The sequence below is a fragment of the Isoptericola sp. S6320L genome (assembly GCF_023015685.1).
Lineage (GTDB): Bacteria > Actinomycetota > Actinomycetes > Actinomycetales > Cellulomonadaceae > Isoptericola > Isoptericola halotolerans_A.
This window is the reverse complement of sequence record NZ_JALKAT010000022.1, coordinates 44204-60756: the sequence shown is the minus strand read 5'-3', so window position 1 is coordinate 60756 and position 16553 is coordinate 44204. Positions and strand designations below refer to the sequence as shown.

General features: G+C 72.9%; 14 protein-coding genes. 6 read left to right on the top strand and 8 right to left on the bottom strand.

The features are described 5' to 3' along the window. On the bottom strand, positions 1-709 hold a 709-nt coding region (locus MWU57_RS12415; RefSeq protein WP_246909499.1), incomplete at its 3' end, for a cytidylyltransferase domain-containing protein. A 196-nt stretch (positions 710-905) separates the two neighbouring features. On the opposite strand from MWU57_RS12415, the gene MWU57_RS12410 reads away from it, so the two are divergent. Both MWU57_RS12410 and MWU57_RS12405 read left to right on the top strand, forming a co-directional pair. After that, complete coding sequence (locus MWU57_RS12410) at positions 906-1784, top strand: hypothetical protein (protein ID WP_246909497.1); 879 nt, start codon at positions 906-908, stop codon at positions 1782-1784. Beyond that, positions 1781-2719, top strand: a complete 939-nt coding sequence (locus tag MWU57_RS12405) for a hypothetical protein (protein ID WP_246909496.1) — start codon at positions 1781-1783, stop codon at positions 2717-2719. The genes MWU57_RS12410 and MWU57_RS12405 overlap by 4 nt, the downstream gene beginning before the upstream one ends. Here the strand turns inward: MWU57_RS12405 and MWU57_RS12400 are convergent. Further along, positions 2671-3447: a hypothetical protein gene (locus tag MWU57_RS12400; RefSeq protein WP_246909495.1), complete on the bottom strand. Its 777-nt coding sequence runs from the start codon at positions 3445-3447 to the stop codon at positions 2671-2673. The genes MWU57_RS12405 and MWU57_RS12400 overlap by 49 nt on opposite strands. 82 nt (positions 3448-3529) lie before the next feature. Here MWU57_RS12400 and manA point away from each other — a divergent pair, with 82 nt between their 5' ends. Then, a complete protein-coding gene (manA, locus tag MWU57_RS12395; RefSeq protein ID WP_246909494.1) occupies positions 3530-4762 on the top strand; it encodes a mannose-6-phosphate isomerase, class I in 1233 nt (410 codons plus the stop codon). A gap of 57 nt (positions 4763-4819) precedes the next feature. On the opposite strand, the gene MWU57_RS12390 is transcribed toward manA, so the two are convergent. The 4 genes from MWU57_RS12390 to MWU57_RS12375 form a co-directional block, all read right to left on the bottom strand. Further along, entirely contained in the window at positions 4820-5908 is a 1089-nt protein-coding gene (locus MWU57_RS12390) for an endonuclease domain-containing protein (protein ID WP_246909493.1), read from the bottom strand. 193 nt (positions 5909-6101) lie between these two features. Next, positions 6102-7238 carry a UDP-galactopyranose mutase gene (gene glf, locus MWU57_RS12385; RefSeq protein WP_246909491.1) on the bottom strand — a complete coding sequence of 379 codons (1137 nt, stop codon included), beginning with the start codon at positions 7236-7238 and terminating at the stop codon, positions 6102-6104. A gap of 23 nt (positions 7239-7261) precedes the next feature. Beyond that, a complete protein-coding gene (locus MWU57_RS12380) occupies positions 7262-9121 on the bottom strand; it encodes a glycosyltransferase (protein WP_106267863.1) in 1860 nt (619 codons plus the stop codon). Positions 9122-9131: 10 nt separating this feature from the next. Beyond that, on the bottom strand, positions 9132-10964 hold the full coding sequence (locus tag MWU57_RS12375; protein WP_246909490.1) for a glycosyltransferase: 1833 nt from the start codon (positions 10962-10964) through the stop codon (positions 9132-9134). A gap of 96 nt (positions 10965-11060) precedes the next feature. Between MWU57_RS12375 and MWU57_RS12370 the strand changes: the two genes are divergently transcribed. The 3 genes from MWU57_RS12370 (at position 11061) to MWU57_RS12360 (ending at position 14891) form a co-directional block, all read left to right on the top strand. Then, complete coding sequence (locus MWU57_RS12370; RefSeq protein WP_246909489.1) at positions 11061-12374, top strand: SpoIID/LytB domain-containing protein; 1314 nt, start codon at positions 11061-11063, stop codon at positions 12372-12374. 88 nt (positions 12375-12462) lie between these two features. Further along, on the top strand, positions 12463-13551 hold the full coding sequence (locus tag MWU57_RS12365; RefSeq protein WP_246909488.1) for a glycosyltransferase family 2 protein: 1089 nt from the start codon (positions 12463-12465) through the stop codon (positions 13549-13551). Then, positions 13548-14891 carry an alpha-2,8-polysialyltransferase family protein gene (locus tag MWU57_RS12360; protein ID WP_246909487.1) on the top strand — a complete coding sequence of 448 codons (1344 nt, stop codon included), beginning with the start codon at positions 13548-13550 and terminating at the stop codon, positions 14889-14891. The genes MWU57_RS12365 and MWU57_RS12360 overlap by 4 nt, the downstream gene beginning before the upstream one ends. A 16-nt stretch (positions 14892-14907) precedes the next feature. On the opposite strand, the gene MWU57_RS12355 is transcribed toward MWU57_RS12360, so the two are convergent. Together MWU57_RS12355 and MWU57_RS12350 are read right to left on the bottom strand one after the other, a co-directional pair. After that, on the bottom strand, positions 14908-15108 hold the full coding sequence (locus MWU57_RS12355; protein ID WP_106267783.1) for a Trm112 family protein: 201 nt from the start codon (positions 15106-15108) through the stop codon (positions 14908-14910). Continuing rightward, positions 15105-16553 (bottom strand): phosphomannomutase/phosphoglucomutase, encoded by a 1449-nt coding sequence (locus tag MWU57_RS12350; RefSeq protein WP_246909501.1) that lies wholly within the window; start codon positions 16551-16553, stop codon positions 15105-15107. Before MWU57_RS12350 ends, MWU57_RS12355 begins: the two co-directional genes overlap by 4 nt.

Below are 16553 nucleotides of genomic sequence, written 5' to 3'. Positions count from 1 at the left end.
TGCGGTCAGAACCTCGACGCTCGGCCTCGGTGGGTTGGTCGAGGAGCGTGCGGGAGAGCCAGAGGTCGCGGGGCTCGTCGATCTCGACGGCCCACTCGGGGGCGACCGGCTGCAGCCCGACGGACCCGAAGAACCGGGTGCCGTGCTCGCGCAGGCCCGCGGTCCGCATCACGTAGAAGGCCCCGGTCTCGCGGTAGTGCGGCGCGCGGTCCTGACGGCGCGGCCGGTGGTCGGTCGTGTGACCGACCGGCACCGGGCCGTCCGGGTCCATCCGCCACTGGAAGTCGTGGGTGGGCGCGACGGCGACGACGACGTCGTGGGTGCCGTCGAGCACCTGGCGCACCGCGCCGTCGAGGTCCGCCGGGTCGACGAACGGGCTGGTCGCCTGCAGCAGCACGGTGACCGCGGGCTGCGGGGCTCCGTCGGCGGCGAGAGCGTCGAGGACGTGCAGCACCGCCGACTCGGAGCTGGCCGTCGCCCCGGACAGGTCCGCGGGACGTTCGACCACCCGGGCGCCGTGCCGGGCAGCCTCGCGGGCGATCTCGGCGTGGTCGGTCGAGACGACGACGTCGGTCACCGCCGGCGCAGCGGCCGCCGAACGCACCGCACGGGCCACCAGGGAGCTGCCCCCCACCCGCTGCAGGTTCTTCAGCGGCACGCCGGCCGACCCACCACGGGCGGGGACGACGACGAGCACGGATTCGTTCATGGCGGCGACACTATGAGCCCAACACGGCGCATTCGGCCATATCCCGGAAACTGTCGAGGAACACTCCGTGACCCGTCGGTGAACACTTTCCCCTATCTGTCGCACAATGCGATCGGGCGCCATGAAGATGTCACTTCCGACGCATCGAGGGACTAACCTTCCAGCGTCCAGGACCTGGCAAGAAGGAGCCCGAAAGATGCCCGAGGCGCCCCCTCCGGTGGCCGTCCATCTCGGCACCCACCGTCCGACGGTGCGTGCCGTGCGCGCATGGTGCGGAACGCACCGCGACGTGCTCGCCGAGCGCCACGTGACGACCCGGACCTCCTGGTCCGACCTGCGCGCGGCGGTGCCCGGGCTCGACTGGCGCTCGGACAAGGGGCGTGAGCGGCTGCGCGGGCACCTCGTGGCCGACGAGCCGGTGCTGTTCTCCTCCTCCGCCCCGCTCGGCCCCGCCTACTTGCCCCGGGGCGGCACGCTGTTCCCGCACGCCGACGCCGGCATCGACGGACTGGCCGCGGCGCTCGCCGGCGTGCCCTGGAGCGTGCATCTCACCCTCGCCGCGCACGCCGACGTCGTCACGTCCGCTTGGGTGACCACCGTGCGGCACGGCCACCTCGTCGACCTCGACACCTACTGGTCGGCGCTCGAGGCACCGAGCTGGGTCCCGATCGTCCAGCGCCTCGTGGCCACGGTCGGTGCCGACCGGGTCAGCGTCCACGACGCGTCCGCCGTCCGCACCGCGGGCGATCCCGCGGGGGCGACCGCCGCCGTCGGCCGCTCCGTGCTGGCTTCTGCGCTCGACCGCCTCACCGGCCGCACCGACGACCTGCCCCTCGCGGACGTCACGGGCGTGGCCGACACCCGCTGGAGCGCCCGCCAGATCGAGGTGGCGCTCACCGCTCTGCCGCACCTGCGCTCCCACGACGAGCGCCACGCGCTGACGCACTTCGTCGACCGGCAGGTGGACGACGGCGGCACGCCGGCCCAGCCCCTGACACCCGACCAGGAGGCCGAGCTCGCCGCCCGCGACGAGGCCGACCTGGCCCGCCTCCGCGACCTGGTGGAGGTCCGATGACCATCGTCCAGCGCCTGCGCGGCGCCGTCGCCGCCCGCCGCCCCCTGCCGCCCGGCCGGCAGGTCGTGCTGCACCTCGGCTCGCAGAAGACCGGCACCACCGCCGTGCAGTCCTGGTGCCGCGAGCACACCGCCGAGCTCGCCGCCGCCGGCGTCGTCACCCGCACCACCCAGCCCGAGATCCGTGCCGCGCTCGACGGCTGGTACGACGTCGCCCGGCCCGGTGCCGACGACAACCTGCGCGACTTCCTCACGGCCACCTGGCGTGCGTCCCGCGCGCCGGGGCTGTTCTACTCCTGCGAGTCCAACACCGGCCCCGCCTTCGCGCCCGGCGTCCCCGGGCTGTACCCGCGGATCACCGAGAACCTCGAAGGCATCGGCCGGGCGACCGCGGGCGTCCCCCGGCACGTGCAGTTCACCGTGCGGGGCTACGGCGACTTCCTGGAGTCCGCCTACCAGCAGCAGCTCAAGCACGGCAAGACCGTGCGCTTCGAGGAGCTGGCCGAACGCGTCGTCGCGACCATGTCCTGGCGCGGCGTCGTCGAGGAGCTCGTGCGCGTCTTCGGCGCCGAGCACGTCACCGTCTACGACTACGACCGCGACCGCGCCGGGGCCCGGCCGCTCGTCGGGCAGATCGTCACCGACGCGCTCGACCGGCTCGGGGCCACGGGCGTCGAGGTCGGCGACGAGGTGTCACGGCGCACCAACACGCGGTACACGCAGCGCATGGCCGACCTGTCGCTGGACGTGCTGCCGCTGCTGCGGGACGCGGACGAGCGGGCGGCGTTCCACCGGTTCGTCACCGACGCGCTCGGCCGCCACCCCGCACCGGGCGACGTCCCGGCGTCGTTCCTGGACGGCGGCACCGCCGCCGCCCTGGCCGAGCGCTACGACGAGGACCTGACCGCCATCGGCTCGCTGGTGGAGCTGCGATGACCGTCGTCGTAGCCGAACACCTCCGTGAGCAGCCGCTCGCGTGCGGCCACGCGCCGTCGGGCGTCCGCGGGAACCTCGAAGGCGCCGTCGTCGTCGAGACGACGGCTCGTGTTCAGCCGGCGCTGGGCGCGCAGCGCCGCCAGCGCCGCCTCGCGCGACGGGCGCCACGCCAGGTCCTCACGCAGCACGAGCGCCTCGAGGTCCTCCGTGAGCGACTCGTTGCGCAGCACCACGTCGACCACGGTGTGGCGGCGGTAGAGCGCGACGAAGTCCTCCGGGGAGGTCGCCTGACGGATCCAGCGCTTCGAGCGCGGGCTCGACAGCCGCGCCACCCGGAAGGACAGCAGGCCCGTGTGCGCCGCGACGCCCGAGCGGTGGTAGGTGCGCGGGTTGAGCGCCGGGGCGTAGGCGGGGTCGAGCACGACGTCGAGCCAGCGGTCGAAGCCCGCGGCCGTGCCGTCGTACAGGTGCCCCAGCCCGGCCTCCCGGACCGTGCCCGAGAGCCCGCCCTTGCCCTGGCAGCCGTACGAGTACAGCGAGAGGTACGTGTCCAACGGGTCCCGCACGGAGATCACGTGGACCCGGCCCGACGGCGGACGGTCCTCCAGCTCGACGTGCTTGCGGAACGCCACCTCGTCGTCGTCCAGGAAGTCGCGCAGAAAGTGCGAGACATACGTGGAGCCGGACTTCTCGACGTCGAGATAGGCCAAGGAATGAAAAGCGTGCACGAATTCTCCGGTCGGTCGTCGAGGCGCGAGGATCGAGCGCCGAGTGAATCACATCAACGAGCGGAAAGTCGATGAAATGCTGATGAACACGTCACCAACAACGGCCGTCGACCTCGCCGCCGCCCACCGGCTCGACAACACGGTCCAGCCGTACGACTGGGGATCCCACGACCACATCCAGGGCCTGCTCGGGCTCCCGCGCGACGGCCGGCCCGCCGCCGAGCTGTGGCTCGGGGCGCACCCCTCGGCGCCGTCACGCCTCGGGACGGGCACGTCCCTGGCGGAGCTGGTCGTCGACGCCCCCGCCGAGGTGCTCGGCCGGCGGGTCGCGGACCGGTTCGGCCCCCGCCTGCCCTACCTGCTGAAGGTCCTCGCCGCGCGCCGCGCGCTCTCGCTCCAGGTGCACCCGCGGCCGCACGCCGCCCGGGCCGGCTACCACCGCGAGGCCCGTGCCGGGTTGCCCGTCGGAGCGCCGCACCGGTCGTTCCACGACACGGAGCACAAGCCCGAGATGCTCGTCGCCCTCACGGCGTTCGAAGGCCTCGCCGGCTTCCGCAGCCCGCGAGCCGTGCTCGAGCTGCTCGACGGCCTCGACGGCGAGCTCGTCGCGCGGGTGCGCGGAGCGCTGGCGGGCACGCGGTCGTCGGCCGGGCTGCGGGCCGCCATGGAGCTGATCGTCGCCGCCCGCTCGACGCCGGGGTGCGCGGACGACGTCGCTGCCACCGTCGCGTCGGTGCGGGACCGCGCCGCGCAGGTGTCGCCGTCGGCCCGCGCGGACGCGACCGTGCTGCAGCTCGACGCCGAGCACCCCGGCGACCCCGGCGCGGTGGCGTCCCTGCTGCTCAACCGGGTGTCGCTCGAGCCCGGCGAGGCCATGTTCATCCCGGCCGGCGAGGTGCACGCCTACCTGTCCGGGCTGGGGGTGGAGGTCATGGCGGCGTCGGACAACGTGCTGCGGGCCGGCCTGACGACGAAGCACGTCGACGCCGACGCCCTCGTCGAGTGCGCGGCGTTCGCCCCCCGCCCGCCGGTGCGGCCGGACACGGTCGTCGCCGGCAGCGAGAGCCTGGTGACCAGCTACCGGGCGCCGGTCTCCGAGTTCGCGCTCATGACCGCCGACGTGCACCCGGCCGAGCCCGTCGCGCTCGCCCCCGACGGACCGCGCATCGTGCTCGTGCTGGACGGCACCGTCCGGCTGCTGACGGACGCGGGCGAGACCGAGCTGCGCCGCGGCGAGTCCTGCCTGGTGCCGGACGCCGCCGGGCCCGTCACGGCCGACGGCACGGGCCACCTCGTCTGCGCCTGGGTCCCCTGACTCCCGCCCTTGGCTGCCGAGTGTCGAGGTTCTGACCGCAATAGCGGCCCATAGCGGTCAGGACCTCGACGCTCGGCGCGCGGAGAGGAAGCGGGACACCTCGCGGCCCACCACGTCGCGGCGGACGTGCTCGGCGGCGAACCTCAGGACGTCGACCCCGTGGCGGGCGAAGTCGTTGTCCCGGTCACGGTCCCGCGCCGCACCGCGCGCGCTGCCGTCGTGCCAGTCGAACCCGTCCATCTCGACCACGAGCACCCGACCTCCGCCACGGAACCAGGCCAGGTCGCCCACCCCGAGGAGCCGGCCGTCCGAGTCGAGGACCGGGAGCTGCAGCGTGTCCGGCAGCACGTCCCACTCGTGGCACTGCCAGCGGCCCGCGGACTCCAGCGGCGAGGCCGACCTCCCGTCCGCCAGCTCCCAGGCGACGTGTCTCGCCGCGACCCCGCGCCGTCCGCGGGCGTGGTCGTGCGCACGCTCGAGCCCCGCCCGGTCGAGCGCCTCCAGCCGGAGCGCCGAGTCGAGCACCGCGAGCGCACTCGCCGGCCACAGCTCAGGAACGCTCTGGGCGAGGGCCCACTCCACCGAGGCGAGGTGGCGTCCGGCGGAGCGGCCGTCACCGAACGGGACGACCGTCATCCCGTCGTCGAACTGACGCAGGACCACGCCGGGGTGCTGACGCCGGGCGGACGCGTCCGGCAGCGTGACCTGTGGCGTGATCCTCCCCGGCACGCCCTCGATGCCGTGCAGCGCCAGCGCGCTCGTGCCGACGGCGATCGCCGCGCCGCCGTACGCGAGCAGGCCTGCCCACGCTGCCCGCCGTCGTCGGTGGTCGTGGAGCAGGTCCGCCGGCGACCGTCGGCGCAGGGCCGCTTCCCGAGCGGTGCGCGACCGTCCGGGAACGTCCTCGCTGACCAGCAACGGAGGGACCGGCCGCGCCGGGACCAGCTCGACCGTGCGCTGCGCGGGCCGGACCGCGCAGGTGTCGAACACGCCCCGCGTCACGGCCAGCCACCACCCGGATCGCACCAGGCGGCTGCGGCGCGAGCTGCCCACACCGTGCTCGTCGCACTGGCGGCCGGCGACCAGGCCCTCCTGCGCCTCGGCGACGGCGAGCAGGGACTCCGGGATCGGCGCGAAGGTTCTCATGCACGGATGCCAGCAGAACGTCGCCGGTGGGCACGGGGCGATGGGCAGCAGCTGTGGACGCCGCGCCCTGCGCACGCCGCCCAGGCCGCCGAACGTCAAGGTTCCGACCGCTATGGCCCCTCAAACCGGTCCGGAAGTCGACGCTCGGCGACAGGAGGGGGCGCGCCGGACGGAGGCCGGAGCGAGCGGGGAGTCAGGTGAGCTGGTTGTCCACCATCGACAGGGCCGCACCGATCGCCATGTGCATGTCGAGGTACTGGTAGGTCCCCAGCCGGCCGCCGAAGTGCACGTCCGCCTCGCCGCCCATCAGCTCGCGGTAGCGCAGCAGCCGCGCCCGGTCCTCCGGGGTGTTCACCGGGTAGTACGGCTCGTCCTGGCGCGCGGCGAAGCGCGAGTACTCCCGCATGATGACGGTCTTGTCGCTCGGGTAGTCACGCTCGGGGTGGAAGTGCCGGAACTCGTGGATCCGCGTGTACGGCACCTCGGCGTCGGCGTAGTTCATCACGGTGGTGCCCTGGAAGTCCCCGACGTCCAGCACCTCCGTCTCGAAGTCCAGCGTCCGCCAGGACAGCTCGCCCTCGGCGTAGTCGAAGTACCGGTCCACGGGCCCGGTGTAGACCACGGGCACCTGCCCCACCACGGCGTCCTTGTGCACGGGCTGCGTGGCGTCGAAGAAGTCCGTGGACAGCCGCACCTCGATGTGCGGGTGGTCGGCCATCCGCTCGAGCCACGCCGTGTACCCGTCGACGGGCAGGCCCTGGTGCCGGTCGGAGAAGTAGCGGTTGTCGTACGTGTAGCGCACCGGCAGCCGCGAGATGACCGACGCCGGCAGCTCACGCGGGTCGGTCTGCCACTGCTTCGCGGTGTAGTGGCGGATGAACGCCTCGTACAGCGGGCGGCCGATGAGCCGCACGCCCTGCTCGTCGAGGTTCGTCGGCTCCGCGTCCCCCAGCTCGGCGGCCTGCTCGCGGATGAGCGCGCGCGCCGCCTCCGGGCCGTACGCCGAGCGGAAGAACTGGTTGATCGTGCCCAGGTTGATCGGCATGGGGAACACCTCACCGCGGTGCGTGGTGTACACCCGGTGCTGGTAGTCCGTGAAGCCGGTGAACCGGTTGGCGTACTCCCACACCCGCTCGTTCGAGGTGTGGAACAGGTGCGCCCCGTACCGGTGCACCTCGATGCCGGTGGTCGGGTCGTCCTCGGAGTACGCGTTGCCCCCGAGGTGGTCGCGGCGGTCGATCATCAGCACGCGACGGCCCGCGTGGGCCATGCGCTCGGCCACGGTGAGACCGTAGAACCCGGTCCCGACGACGACGAGGTCGGCGTTCATGGTCACTCTCCTGAGGGTGGGTGCTAGAGGTCGTCGGGGACGTAGCCGCCGCGGCTGCGGGTGTAGCGGCGGTAGCCGGCCTGGCGCACCCGCTCCGGGACGAGCCGGTAGCCCGCCCGCACGACGACGTTGCGCACCATCTGCGGCGTCGACACGAACCCCTCCTCGTGCAGGGTCCGCTGCAGCGCCAGCTCGGAGGCGAGCAGGCGGCGCCCGCCACGACGGGCGTAGGCGCCGGCCCCCACGCGGTAGAGCACGAGCGGGTCGGTGATGTTCTGGGCGTGCGCGCCGGCGGCGAGCATCCGCGCGAACAGCAGGTAGTCCTCCATGAGGTCCAGGTGCTGGTAGCCCCCGACGGCGGCCACGGCGGACTTGCGGTAGACGACGGACGGGTGGTTGAACGGGTCGCGGAACCGGGCGGCCGCGGCGATGCCCTCGCCGGTGGGCGGGACCCGGACCATGCCGCGCTCGTCCTCGTCGTCCTCGAACTCCCAGATGGCCGAGCCGACGATGTCGTAGCCCTTGGCCACGAGCGGCACCTGCACGGCGAACCGCTCCGGCAGCGAGATGTCGTCGGCGTCGGCGCGCGCCACGATCTCGTGGCGGCAGACGGCGAGCCCCTCCTCCAGCGCCCGCGCCAGGCCGAGGTTGTGCGGCAGGGGGACGACGGTGACGGGGACGTCGGTCAGCTCGGGGAGCCGTTCGAGCACGGCCGCGATCTCCGCACCGACCGGCCCGTCCCGGACGACGACGACCTCGTCGGGCCGCAGCGTCTGGTCGACGGTCGCGGACCGGAACCCGCGCTCGAGGTGCGCGGCGTCGTCGCCCCGGTACACGGGCAGCAGCACGGAGAAGCGTTGGCCGTCGAGCGGTTCGCCGGTCCCGAAGCTGCCCGTCGACGCGGCGGTGCGGTTGACGTGCACGGGGGCGGGCAACGACGCGCCCGCCTCGAGCCGCGCGACGGTGAGGGCCGCGTGCCCGACGCCGGAGAGCACCTCGGTGTCGGGGCGCGGTCCCCGGGTGATCCCGTGCCAGAACCCCCGCCACCCGGCTCCGGCGAGGGTGCGCCGGTCGCTGGAGCGGACGAACGTGCGCAGCCAGCGCCGCACCGTCGAGCCGCCGTACAGCACGCGCTCGCGGAAGGACAGCGCGTCGGACCGCGAGAACATCCAGATCTTGTTGCGCACCTCGTAGTAGAAGCGCGGGCCGGGGTCGGCGTCCGTCGCGCCGAGCTTCTTGGTGCGGTGCTCCACGACGCTGCCGGGCACGGACAGCCCGACGCGGTGCCGCAGCAGGCGCGTCGCGTACTCGAAGTCGTCGTTCCAGATGAAGTAGTCGGTCACGGGCAGCCCCGAGCGCTGCACGGCCGCGGCGTCGATCATCATCGACACGAATGACATGGACCGGACCGGGATCGCGCCGGCCTCCTGCGCCCGCTCGACCTCGGCGGTGCTCGCTCCGGGGCGGCGGCGCGGCGTGTTCATCGGGTGGTCGGAGCCGTCCGTCCACACCACCCGGCTGCAGAGTGCCGCGACCTCGCCGTCGTAGGCGTCGCGGGCCGCGAGCAGTGCGGACAGCGCCGTCGGCGTCGGGATCGTGTCGTCGTCCATGACCCACACGAGGTCGGCGCCCAGCTCGGCGACCGCGGTCGCGATGCCGACGGCGAACCCGCCCGCTCCCCCGGTGTTGCGAGCCAGCGCGACGACGTGCGGCGCGGTGGGGTGCTGTCGCGCGACGGCGAGCGCGTCGTCGGTCGAGGCGTTGTCCACGACGACGACGCGGTCCACGGGGCGGCTCTGGTCGCCGAGGGCGTCGAGCGCGGCACCGAGCAGCTCGGCTCGGTTGTACGACACGACGACGGCGACGACTACGGGGACGGACATCCGGAACATCCTAGTCGGCGTGACCAGGTGCGAAGTCCGCCCGCCAGGTCTCGGTCGAGACCAGGTCGGGGGCGGCCGCGCGCCACGTGCGAGCGAGCGAGCGCCACCTCCACGTGAGGCGGGCGTGGCCGACGAGGGCGGCACCCGCCAGGCGCCAGAACCTGCGGCGGTCGCGGCGCAGCCACACACCGCTGGTGGCGTCGGCGTCGAGCACCAGCACCGAGTCGTACGCGGGCACCTGCCACCACCCGGCGTCGGTGCGCGCCAGTGCCGCGGCGGGCTCCCGGCGGGCAGCGGCCGGCACCGGTCGCAGGGTCCGGAGCAGGCCGCGCGCCACGAACGCGGCGAGCCCCACCGCACCGGAGGGCCGGGCCCCGGGCCGGGCTGCCGCCGTCGTCCCCGCGACCGCGTCGAACGCCGCGTCGCCCGGCCGGTGCCGGACGGTCTCGGGGTGCTCAGCGCCGACGGCGCGCACCCGCCCGACGACGGAGCCGAGCTCCGGGTGCAGGCGCCCCGGCCCGGCGAGGACCTCCCGCAGCGCACGCACGTGCAGGTCCACCGGGTAGTAGCGCATGGCCAGCAACAGCTTGAGGTCGGTCGCGAGCAGCGCCGCAGGCAGCAGCCCGGCCCCTCGTGCGTGCAGCAGCGCGGTGATCACGCGGTTGCGCACGTGCAGGTAGGCCTGCCACTCGACGGAGTCGTCCTTCTCGGTCCAGGCCATGTGCCACAGGCAGGCGCCCGGCAGGGAGACCGTCGGGAAACCCGCCTCGCCCGCGCGCAGGGAGAACTCGGCATCGTCCCACTTGAGGAACAGCGGCATGCTGAGACCGACCTCGCGCAGGGCGGCAGCCGGGATGAGGCACATCCACCACCCGTTGAAGTCCGACTCGGCGCGCGCGTGGAGCCACGGTGTCGCGCGCAGACCGCCGGCGAGGTCGTGCCACTGGCGGTCCAGGACGGGCGGGCCCCAGTTGAAGGTGCGGCGGTGGATCACCTCGCTGAACGAGTTGAGCACCGTGGGGCGCGCCAGGTCGAGCATGTGCCCGCCCACGATCACCGGGGTGGTCGCCGACCGGTGGAACCGCACGGCCCGGAGCAGCGCCTCGGGGTCGACCTCGACGTCGTCGTCGCAGATCAGCACCGCGTCGGCACCCGCATCGAGCGTCTCGAGCATCCCGCGGGAGAAGCCCCCCGAGCCGCCGAGGTTCGGCTGGTCGACGATCCTCAGCCGGTCCCCCAGCGCTGCGGCGACGTCCGCGAACCCCGGATGCTCGGCGACCTTGCGCGTGCCCTGGTCCACGACCTGGACGCGGACGTCGGCCGCCGCCAGTTCCGACGAGCCGGCCAGTGTCGCCAGGGTGGCGACGCAGTACTCGGGCTTGTCCATCGTGGTGATCGACAGGAGCACCTCACCGTCGCGCCGGGGCGGCACGTCGACGGACCACTCCCCGCCGGCGACGACGACACCGCCCGATCCGCCGGGACCGTCGGCCGCCGCGGCGCTCACCTCGCACCACAACCAGCCGCCGTCCGGCGACAGGTCCGCCTCCAGCGGTTCGTCGGGCGACCCGGAGGCGACCTCGGTCACGCGGCCCTCGGCGTCGGACCGCAGCAACCGGACCGTGCCCGCGCCGGACGCGTCCAGGGTGAGCCGGGCCCGCGTCGCCCCGGTCCACCGGGCCCAGTACGACGCCGGGAACCCGTTGAGGTAGGTGCCCAGGCCCTGGGTGGTGCCGGGGGCCAGGTTCAGCGCGCCGCCGTCGAGCACGCCCGGGCCGTCCTCGACGACCAGCGGTCGGCGCGCGGGGAGGTCGGAGAGGATCAGGCGGTGGGCACGATGCACGACGGCGAGCCTAGTGGCACTCCCCTGCGCCCCGGCGCACCCGTTCGAGATGCCGCCGGCCGACGCCTGATGCACAGTGGCCGAGGGGGTTTGATCATGCAACAGCGTCACTGGTACCACCGGGCCGTCTCCGTGCTGGCCGCACTGGTCGTCGCCGCCGCGGGAGGGCTCGCCGCGAGCGCACCGGCGTCGGCCGCCGACCTGCCCGAGAAGTTCACCATCTCCGGGTCGGGCTACGGGCACGGCGTCGGTATGAGCCAGTACGGCGCGTACGAGCTGGCCCGGCAGGGGTTCGGCGGCATCAAGATCCTGCAGCACTACTACACCGGGGCGAAGGCGCCCTACACCACGACGCCGAAGCGCATCCGGGTGCAGGTCTACGGCCCCGACCCGTACAGCTTCTCCGGCTATGGCGACTCCGGGCGCACGACCTGGGTCACGGTCTCGGGTGGCGACTGGCGCGTCAACAAGCCGGGCAAGGGCACCGTCGCCCAGGGCAGCAGCAAGGTCACCATGAAGGTCCGGATCGGCGACCGCGGCCCGGTGCGCGTCAAGGTGAACGGCAAGGTCTACAAGGGCGACATGATGCGCATCCAGTGGTCGGGGACCAACTACTGGCGCCCGAACGGCAAGGAGGCCGTCGCCACGATCGACGGCGCGCACGGCGCCTACCGGCACGGACGGCTGACCATCGTCAACCGGGACATGACGCCCAACATCACCAACGACCTGCTGCTCAACACCGAGTACCTGTACGGCATCGCCGAGATGCCGTCCTCGTGGGGCCTCAACGGCGGCAGCCGCGCGCTCCGCGCCCAGGCGATGACCGCTCGGTCGTACGCGATCGCCAAGCACGACGGCAAGCCGGACTGCCGCTGCCACATCGTCGACGACGTCCGCGACCAGCACTTCACCGGCTGGAAGAAGGAGAACGAGGGCTCGGGCGGCCGCTACGGAGCCGTCTGGACCAAGGCGGTCGACAAGACGACCCAGGGCAAGACCCGGGCGCGGGTGCTGCAGGTCGGCGGCCGCCCCGTGACGGCTCACTACTTCTCCTCCAGCGGCGGGCGCACCGCGAACTCCGAGGACGTGTGGTCCTCGCGGCTGTCCTACGAGCGCAGCGTCGACGACCCTTACAGCCTGCGGGCACCGGGGAACTCCTACGCCTCGTGGACGCGGACCATGACGCAGCAGCAGGCGCGGGACCTCTTCGGGCTCGGGAACGTCGCCTCCATCAAGGTGACCCGCACGTGGTCCAGCGGTCAGGTGCGCACCCTCACGGCGACGCAGCCGAACGGGCGCACGGCGACCCTGAGCGGCAAGGCCGACCAGATGCGCGCGTGGGTGGGCCGCGCCACGACCCGGGGCAGCATGCCGGCGTCGTGGATCACGAGGATCCGGGCAGAGTGACGTCCGGGCCGGGGGTTCACGCATCGTTCATCCCTCGGTCACGCCACGGTCGGTGCGGAGCACCACCCGCCTCCTAGTGTTGCGCTCCATGACACGCCGACCGCGCTATTCCGTCGTGGTGCCCGCCAAGGACGCCGGCAACTACCTCGCCGACGCTCTGACGAGCCTGACCCGGCAGGTCGACGACGCCCGTGAGATCCAGGTGGTCGTCATCGACGACGGCTCGGTCGACGATACCGCCACGGTCGCCCGGCGTTTCAGGGAGCGGTTGCCAGGCCTCGAGCTCATCGAGAACTCCTCTCCCGTCGGCCTCGCCAGCGCACGCAACCAGGGCCTCCGGGCCTGTCAGGGACGTTGGCTCGCGTATCTCGACGCCGACGACTGGATGGCGCCGGGAAGACTGCCCGCGATGGTCCGGGCCGCCGAGTCGCTGGGGTGCGCCTGGGTGCGCACCGACCACACCACGGTGGCGGGGCGCGATCGCCGACTCGTCCGCGCATGCGAACCGTTGCGAGACAGACCGCTGAAGCCGACCGACTCGATCCTGCCGCCCGAGGTCGCGACCATGGTGGACTACCCGTACGCCTGGGCAGGCGTCTTCGACACCTCGTTGGCCGAGGACGGCCTCCTCGCCTTCGACGACGGGCTCCACACGGCCGAGGACCGCCCGTGGATCTGGAACCTCCACCTCAACGGTCCGTCGTACGGCGTCGTCGACGCACCGACTCTCTGCTATCGCCGAGGAGTCGCAGGTTCCTTGACCCAGGTCTTCGACCGCCGACAGCTCGACTTCGTCCGTGCCTTCGAACGCGTCGGCGACGTGCTGGCCGGCCATGCGCAGTGCGCGACCTTCCTCCCCAAGTACGTCCGCACGGTCATGTCCATCACGGCTCACCACCTCGTGCGAGTCCACCAGGCCGTGCAGGCGCCCGAGCTGACAGGTCAGACCGAGCAGGTCCCCCCGGCAGAGCGAGCGGAACAGGCCCGGACAGCCGAGACGGCGCTGGAGCTCGAGCCCGAGCTCCACGCGGCGTCGTCGCGCCTGTTGTCGACGCTGCCCCCCGATCTCGTCCACGAACAGATGTCGGGACTCACCGAGGAACGTGCGGCCGTCCTCTCTCACGTGCTCCCGGCCGCGGACCAGGTCCTCGCCGGCGCAGGGGGTGCGTCCCGATGAGCGCACGAGCGGTCACACAGATCGTCGTCGCATCGACGCTGTTCTCCGCCGTCGGTGCCGCTGCCGCCGTCGACTCGGGTCTGCTCGGCTCGCCACAGCGCCGGTACTGGCTCACCGTCAACAACGCGGTGGCACCCGAGCTCGTCAGTGCACCCCACGAGATCGCCGGGGCGGAGGCCGTGGCACGCCGTTTCGACGGTGTCCTGACGTTGTCGGACGTCGTGGCGCCCACCCACCCGTCGCAGTGGTCGCCGCGCGACCAGGACCTCCCCGCGCTCGAACGGCTGTTCCGCGCCTACTGGGGACTTGGCGACGACCGGATCGAGCTGGTCCTGGAGTCCATCGCCGTCAACCCGGCGAAGGCCCTGGCGCGAGTCTTCGACAGCGCGAGCATCGTGGTCCACTCCGAAGGGCTGATGAGCTATGGCCCCACGCGAGACCCCGTCCCCTGGCGCATCGCACGGCGGATCGACCGCATGGTCCACATCGACCTCGTCCCTGGTCTGGTCCCGCGGCTGCTCGCCGAGCACGGCGTCCGCAGCACACCCGTGCCGGCCGCGGCGGTGCGAGCCGTCTTCGAGGACGTCTCAGGGGGCTCCACGACCGACGTCGCGGGTCCGCGCGCCGACGGCGACGAGGGAGCTCCCACGGCACTGGTGCTGGGGCAGTACCTGTCCGCGATCGGGCTGATGACCCGTACCGAGGAAGGTGAGCTCCACGCCGCGATGGTGCGTCGGGCCGCCGAGCGCGGTGTCAGGCACGTCGTCTTCAAACCTCATCCGTCAGCGCCGCCCGTGGTGGTCGAGACGATGGCCACCGCGGCACGAGACGTGGGCGCCAGTCTCCAGGTCCTCGACGACGACCGCCCGGCCGAGGTCCTGATCGCCGGGTTGAACCCAGCCCTGGTGGTGGGCTGCTTCTCCACGGCACTCATCACAGCGCGCACGATCTACCAGATCCCCGTGCTCGCCGTCGGGACCGCCTCCGTCCTCAAGCGCCTCGCGCCCATGCAGAACAGCAACCGCGTCCCGCTCGCGATCGTCGACGCCCTGCTCAGCAGGGACGAGCCGGTGCAGGACCCGCACGAGCTGCAGCGGCTCGTCGACTCGGTCGCCTACGCCATGCAGCCCGAGTCGTTGCATCACCTGCGCGCCGAGGTCGTCGACACCCTCTCCCTCATGTCACGGCGAGACCTGCGGCGGTATCACCGCATGTACCGGCTGCGGGACCTCGGCCTCCCCGGCCCCAAGCCGGTGCCCGACGCGGCACCGTCTGCCCCTCCGGCCAGTCGTCGGCACCCGCTGCTCTCCCGGATGCGTCGCCGGCTCCTGCCGCGCTGAGGTGCGGGTCGGCGCCTCAGAGCGCCCGCGCCTCGGTCTCCAGCAGCACCGGGATCCCGGCCCGGACCGGGTAGGCGAGCGGACGCTCGGTGTCGGTGGAGTGCAGCTCGGGTTCGCCGTCGGCGCCGAACGCGTCGACGAGTTCCGCGCCCGTCACCGGGCAGCGCAGCACCGAGCGCACCCACGGGTCCATCCACGGCGTGTCGGTCTCGCTCATGCGTCCTTCTCCTCCCGCACGAGCGACAGGACGTCGTCGCGCAGCTTGGTCATGATGTCGTCGTCGGCTGCCTCCACGTTGAGGCGGAGCAGGGGCTCGGTGTTGGAGGCGCGCAGGTTGAACCACCACTGGGGGTGCTGGCCGTCCCAGTGGGAGATGGTCATCCCGTCCAGGGTGTCCACGACCGCGTCGGGGTAGGCGCGGGTGTAGGCCTCGCGGACACGCTCGACCACCGTCGCGGCGTCGGTGACGGTGGAGTTGATCTCTCCCGAGGCGCTGTAGGGGGTGTACATCTCGGCCAGCGCGGACAGCGGGTGGGGCTGATCGCCGAGGGCGGCCAGGACGTGCAGGGCGGCGAGCATGCCGGTGTCGGCGAACCAGAAGTCGCGGAAGTAGTAGTGCGCGGAGTGCTCACCGCCGAACACGGCGTCGTGGGTGGCCATCTCGGTCTTGATGAACGAGTGCCCCACCCTGGTGCGCACCAGGTGCGCGTCGGTGGCGCCGAGCAGGTCCGGCACGGCCCGGGAGGTGATGAGGTTGTGGATGATCGTCGCGGTGCGTCCCGCGGCCTGCTCGCGGGCGATCTCGCGCATCCCGACCAGGGCCGTGACCGCCGACGGCGAGACCGCGCCGCCTCGCTCGTCGACCACGAAGCAGCGGTCGGCGTCCCCGTCGAACGCCAGCCCGACGTCGGCCTCGTGCGCCACGACCGCGGCCTGCAGGTCGACCAGGTTCGCCGGCTCGAGCGGGTTCGCCTCGTGGTTCGGGAACGTGCCGTCCAGCTCGAAGTACAACGGCACGATCTGCAGCGGCAGCTCGGCCAGCCCCGCCGCGGTGCCCAGCACCGCCGGGACCGTCAGGCCCGCCATGCCGTTGCCGGCGTCGACCACCACCTTCAACGGCCGCACGCCCGAAACGTCCACCAGGGACCGCAGGAACGCCGCGTACTCACCCAGCAGATCGACGTCGCTCACCGCGCCCGGCTCCACCGGACCGGCACCGTCACCCGCAGCGCCGGCGTCGAGGAGGCCCTCGGCCAGCTCACGCACCCGCGCCAGGCCCGTGTCCTGCCCGACCGGACGTGCCCCGGGCCGGCACAGCTTGATCCCGTTGTACCGCGCCGGGTTGTGCGACGCGGTGAACATCGCCCCCGCCGCGTCCAACGACCCCGACGCGAAGTACAGCCCGTCGGTCGAGCACAGCCCGATCCGCACCACGTCCACGCCCCGCGACGTCACACCCTCGGCGAACGCCTCGACCAGACCCGGACCCGAGTCACGCATGTCATGACCCACCACCACCCGCGACCCGCCCTCGGGCACCACCACCGCTGCCGCGAACGCCTCACCGATCGCCCGCGCCACCGCCGGCGAGAGCTCCTGCGGGACCACGCCCCGCACGTCGTAGGCCTTGATGATGCTCGAAAGATCGGTCACACCGGACAG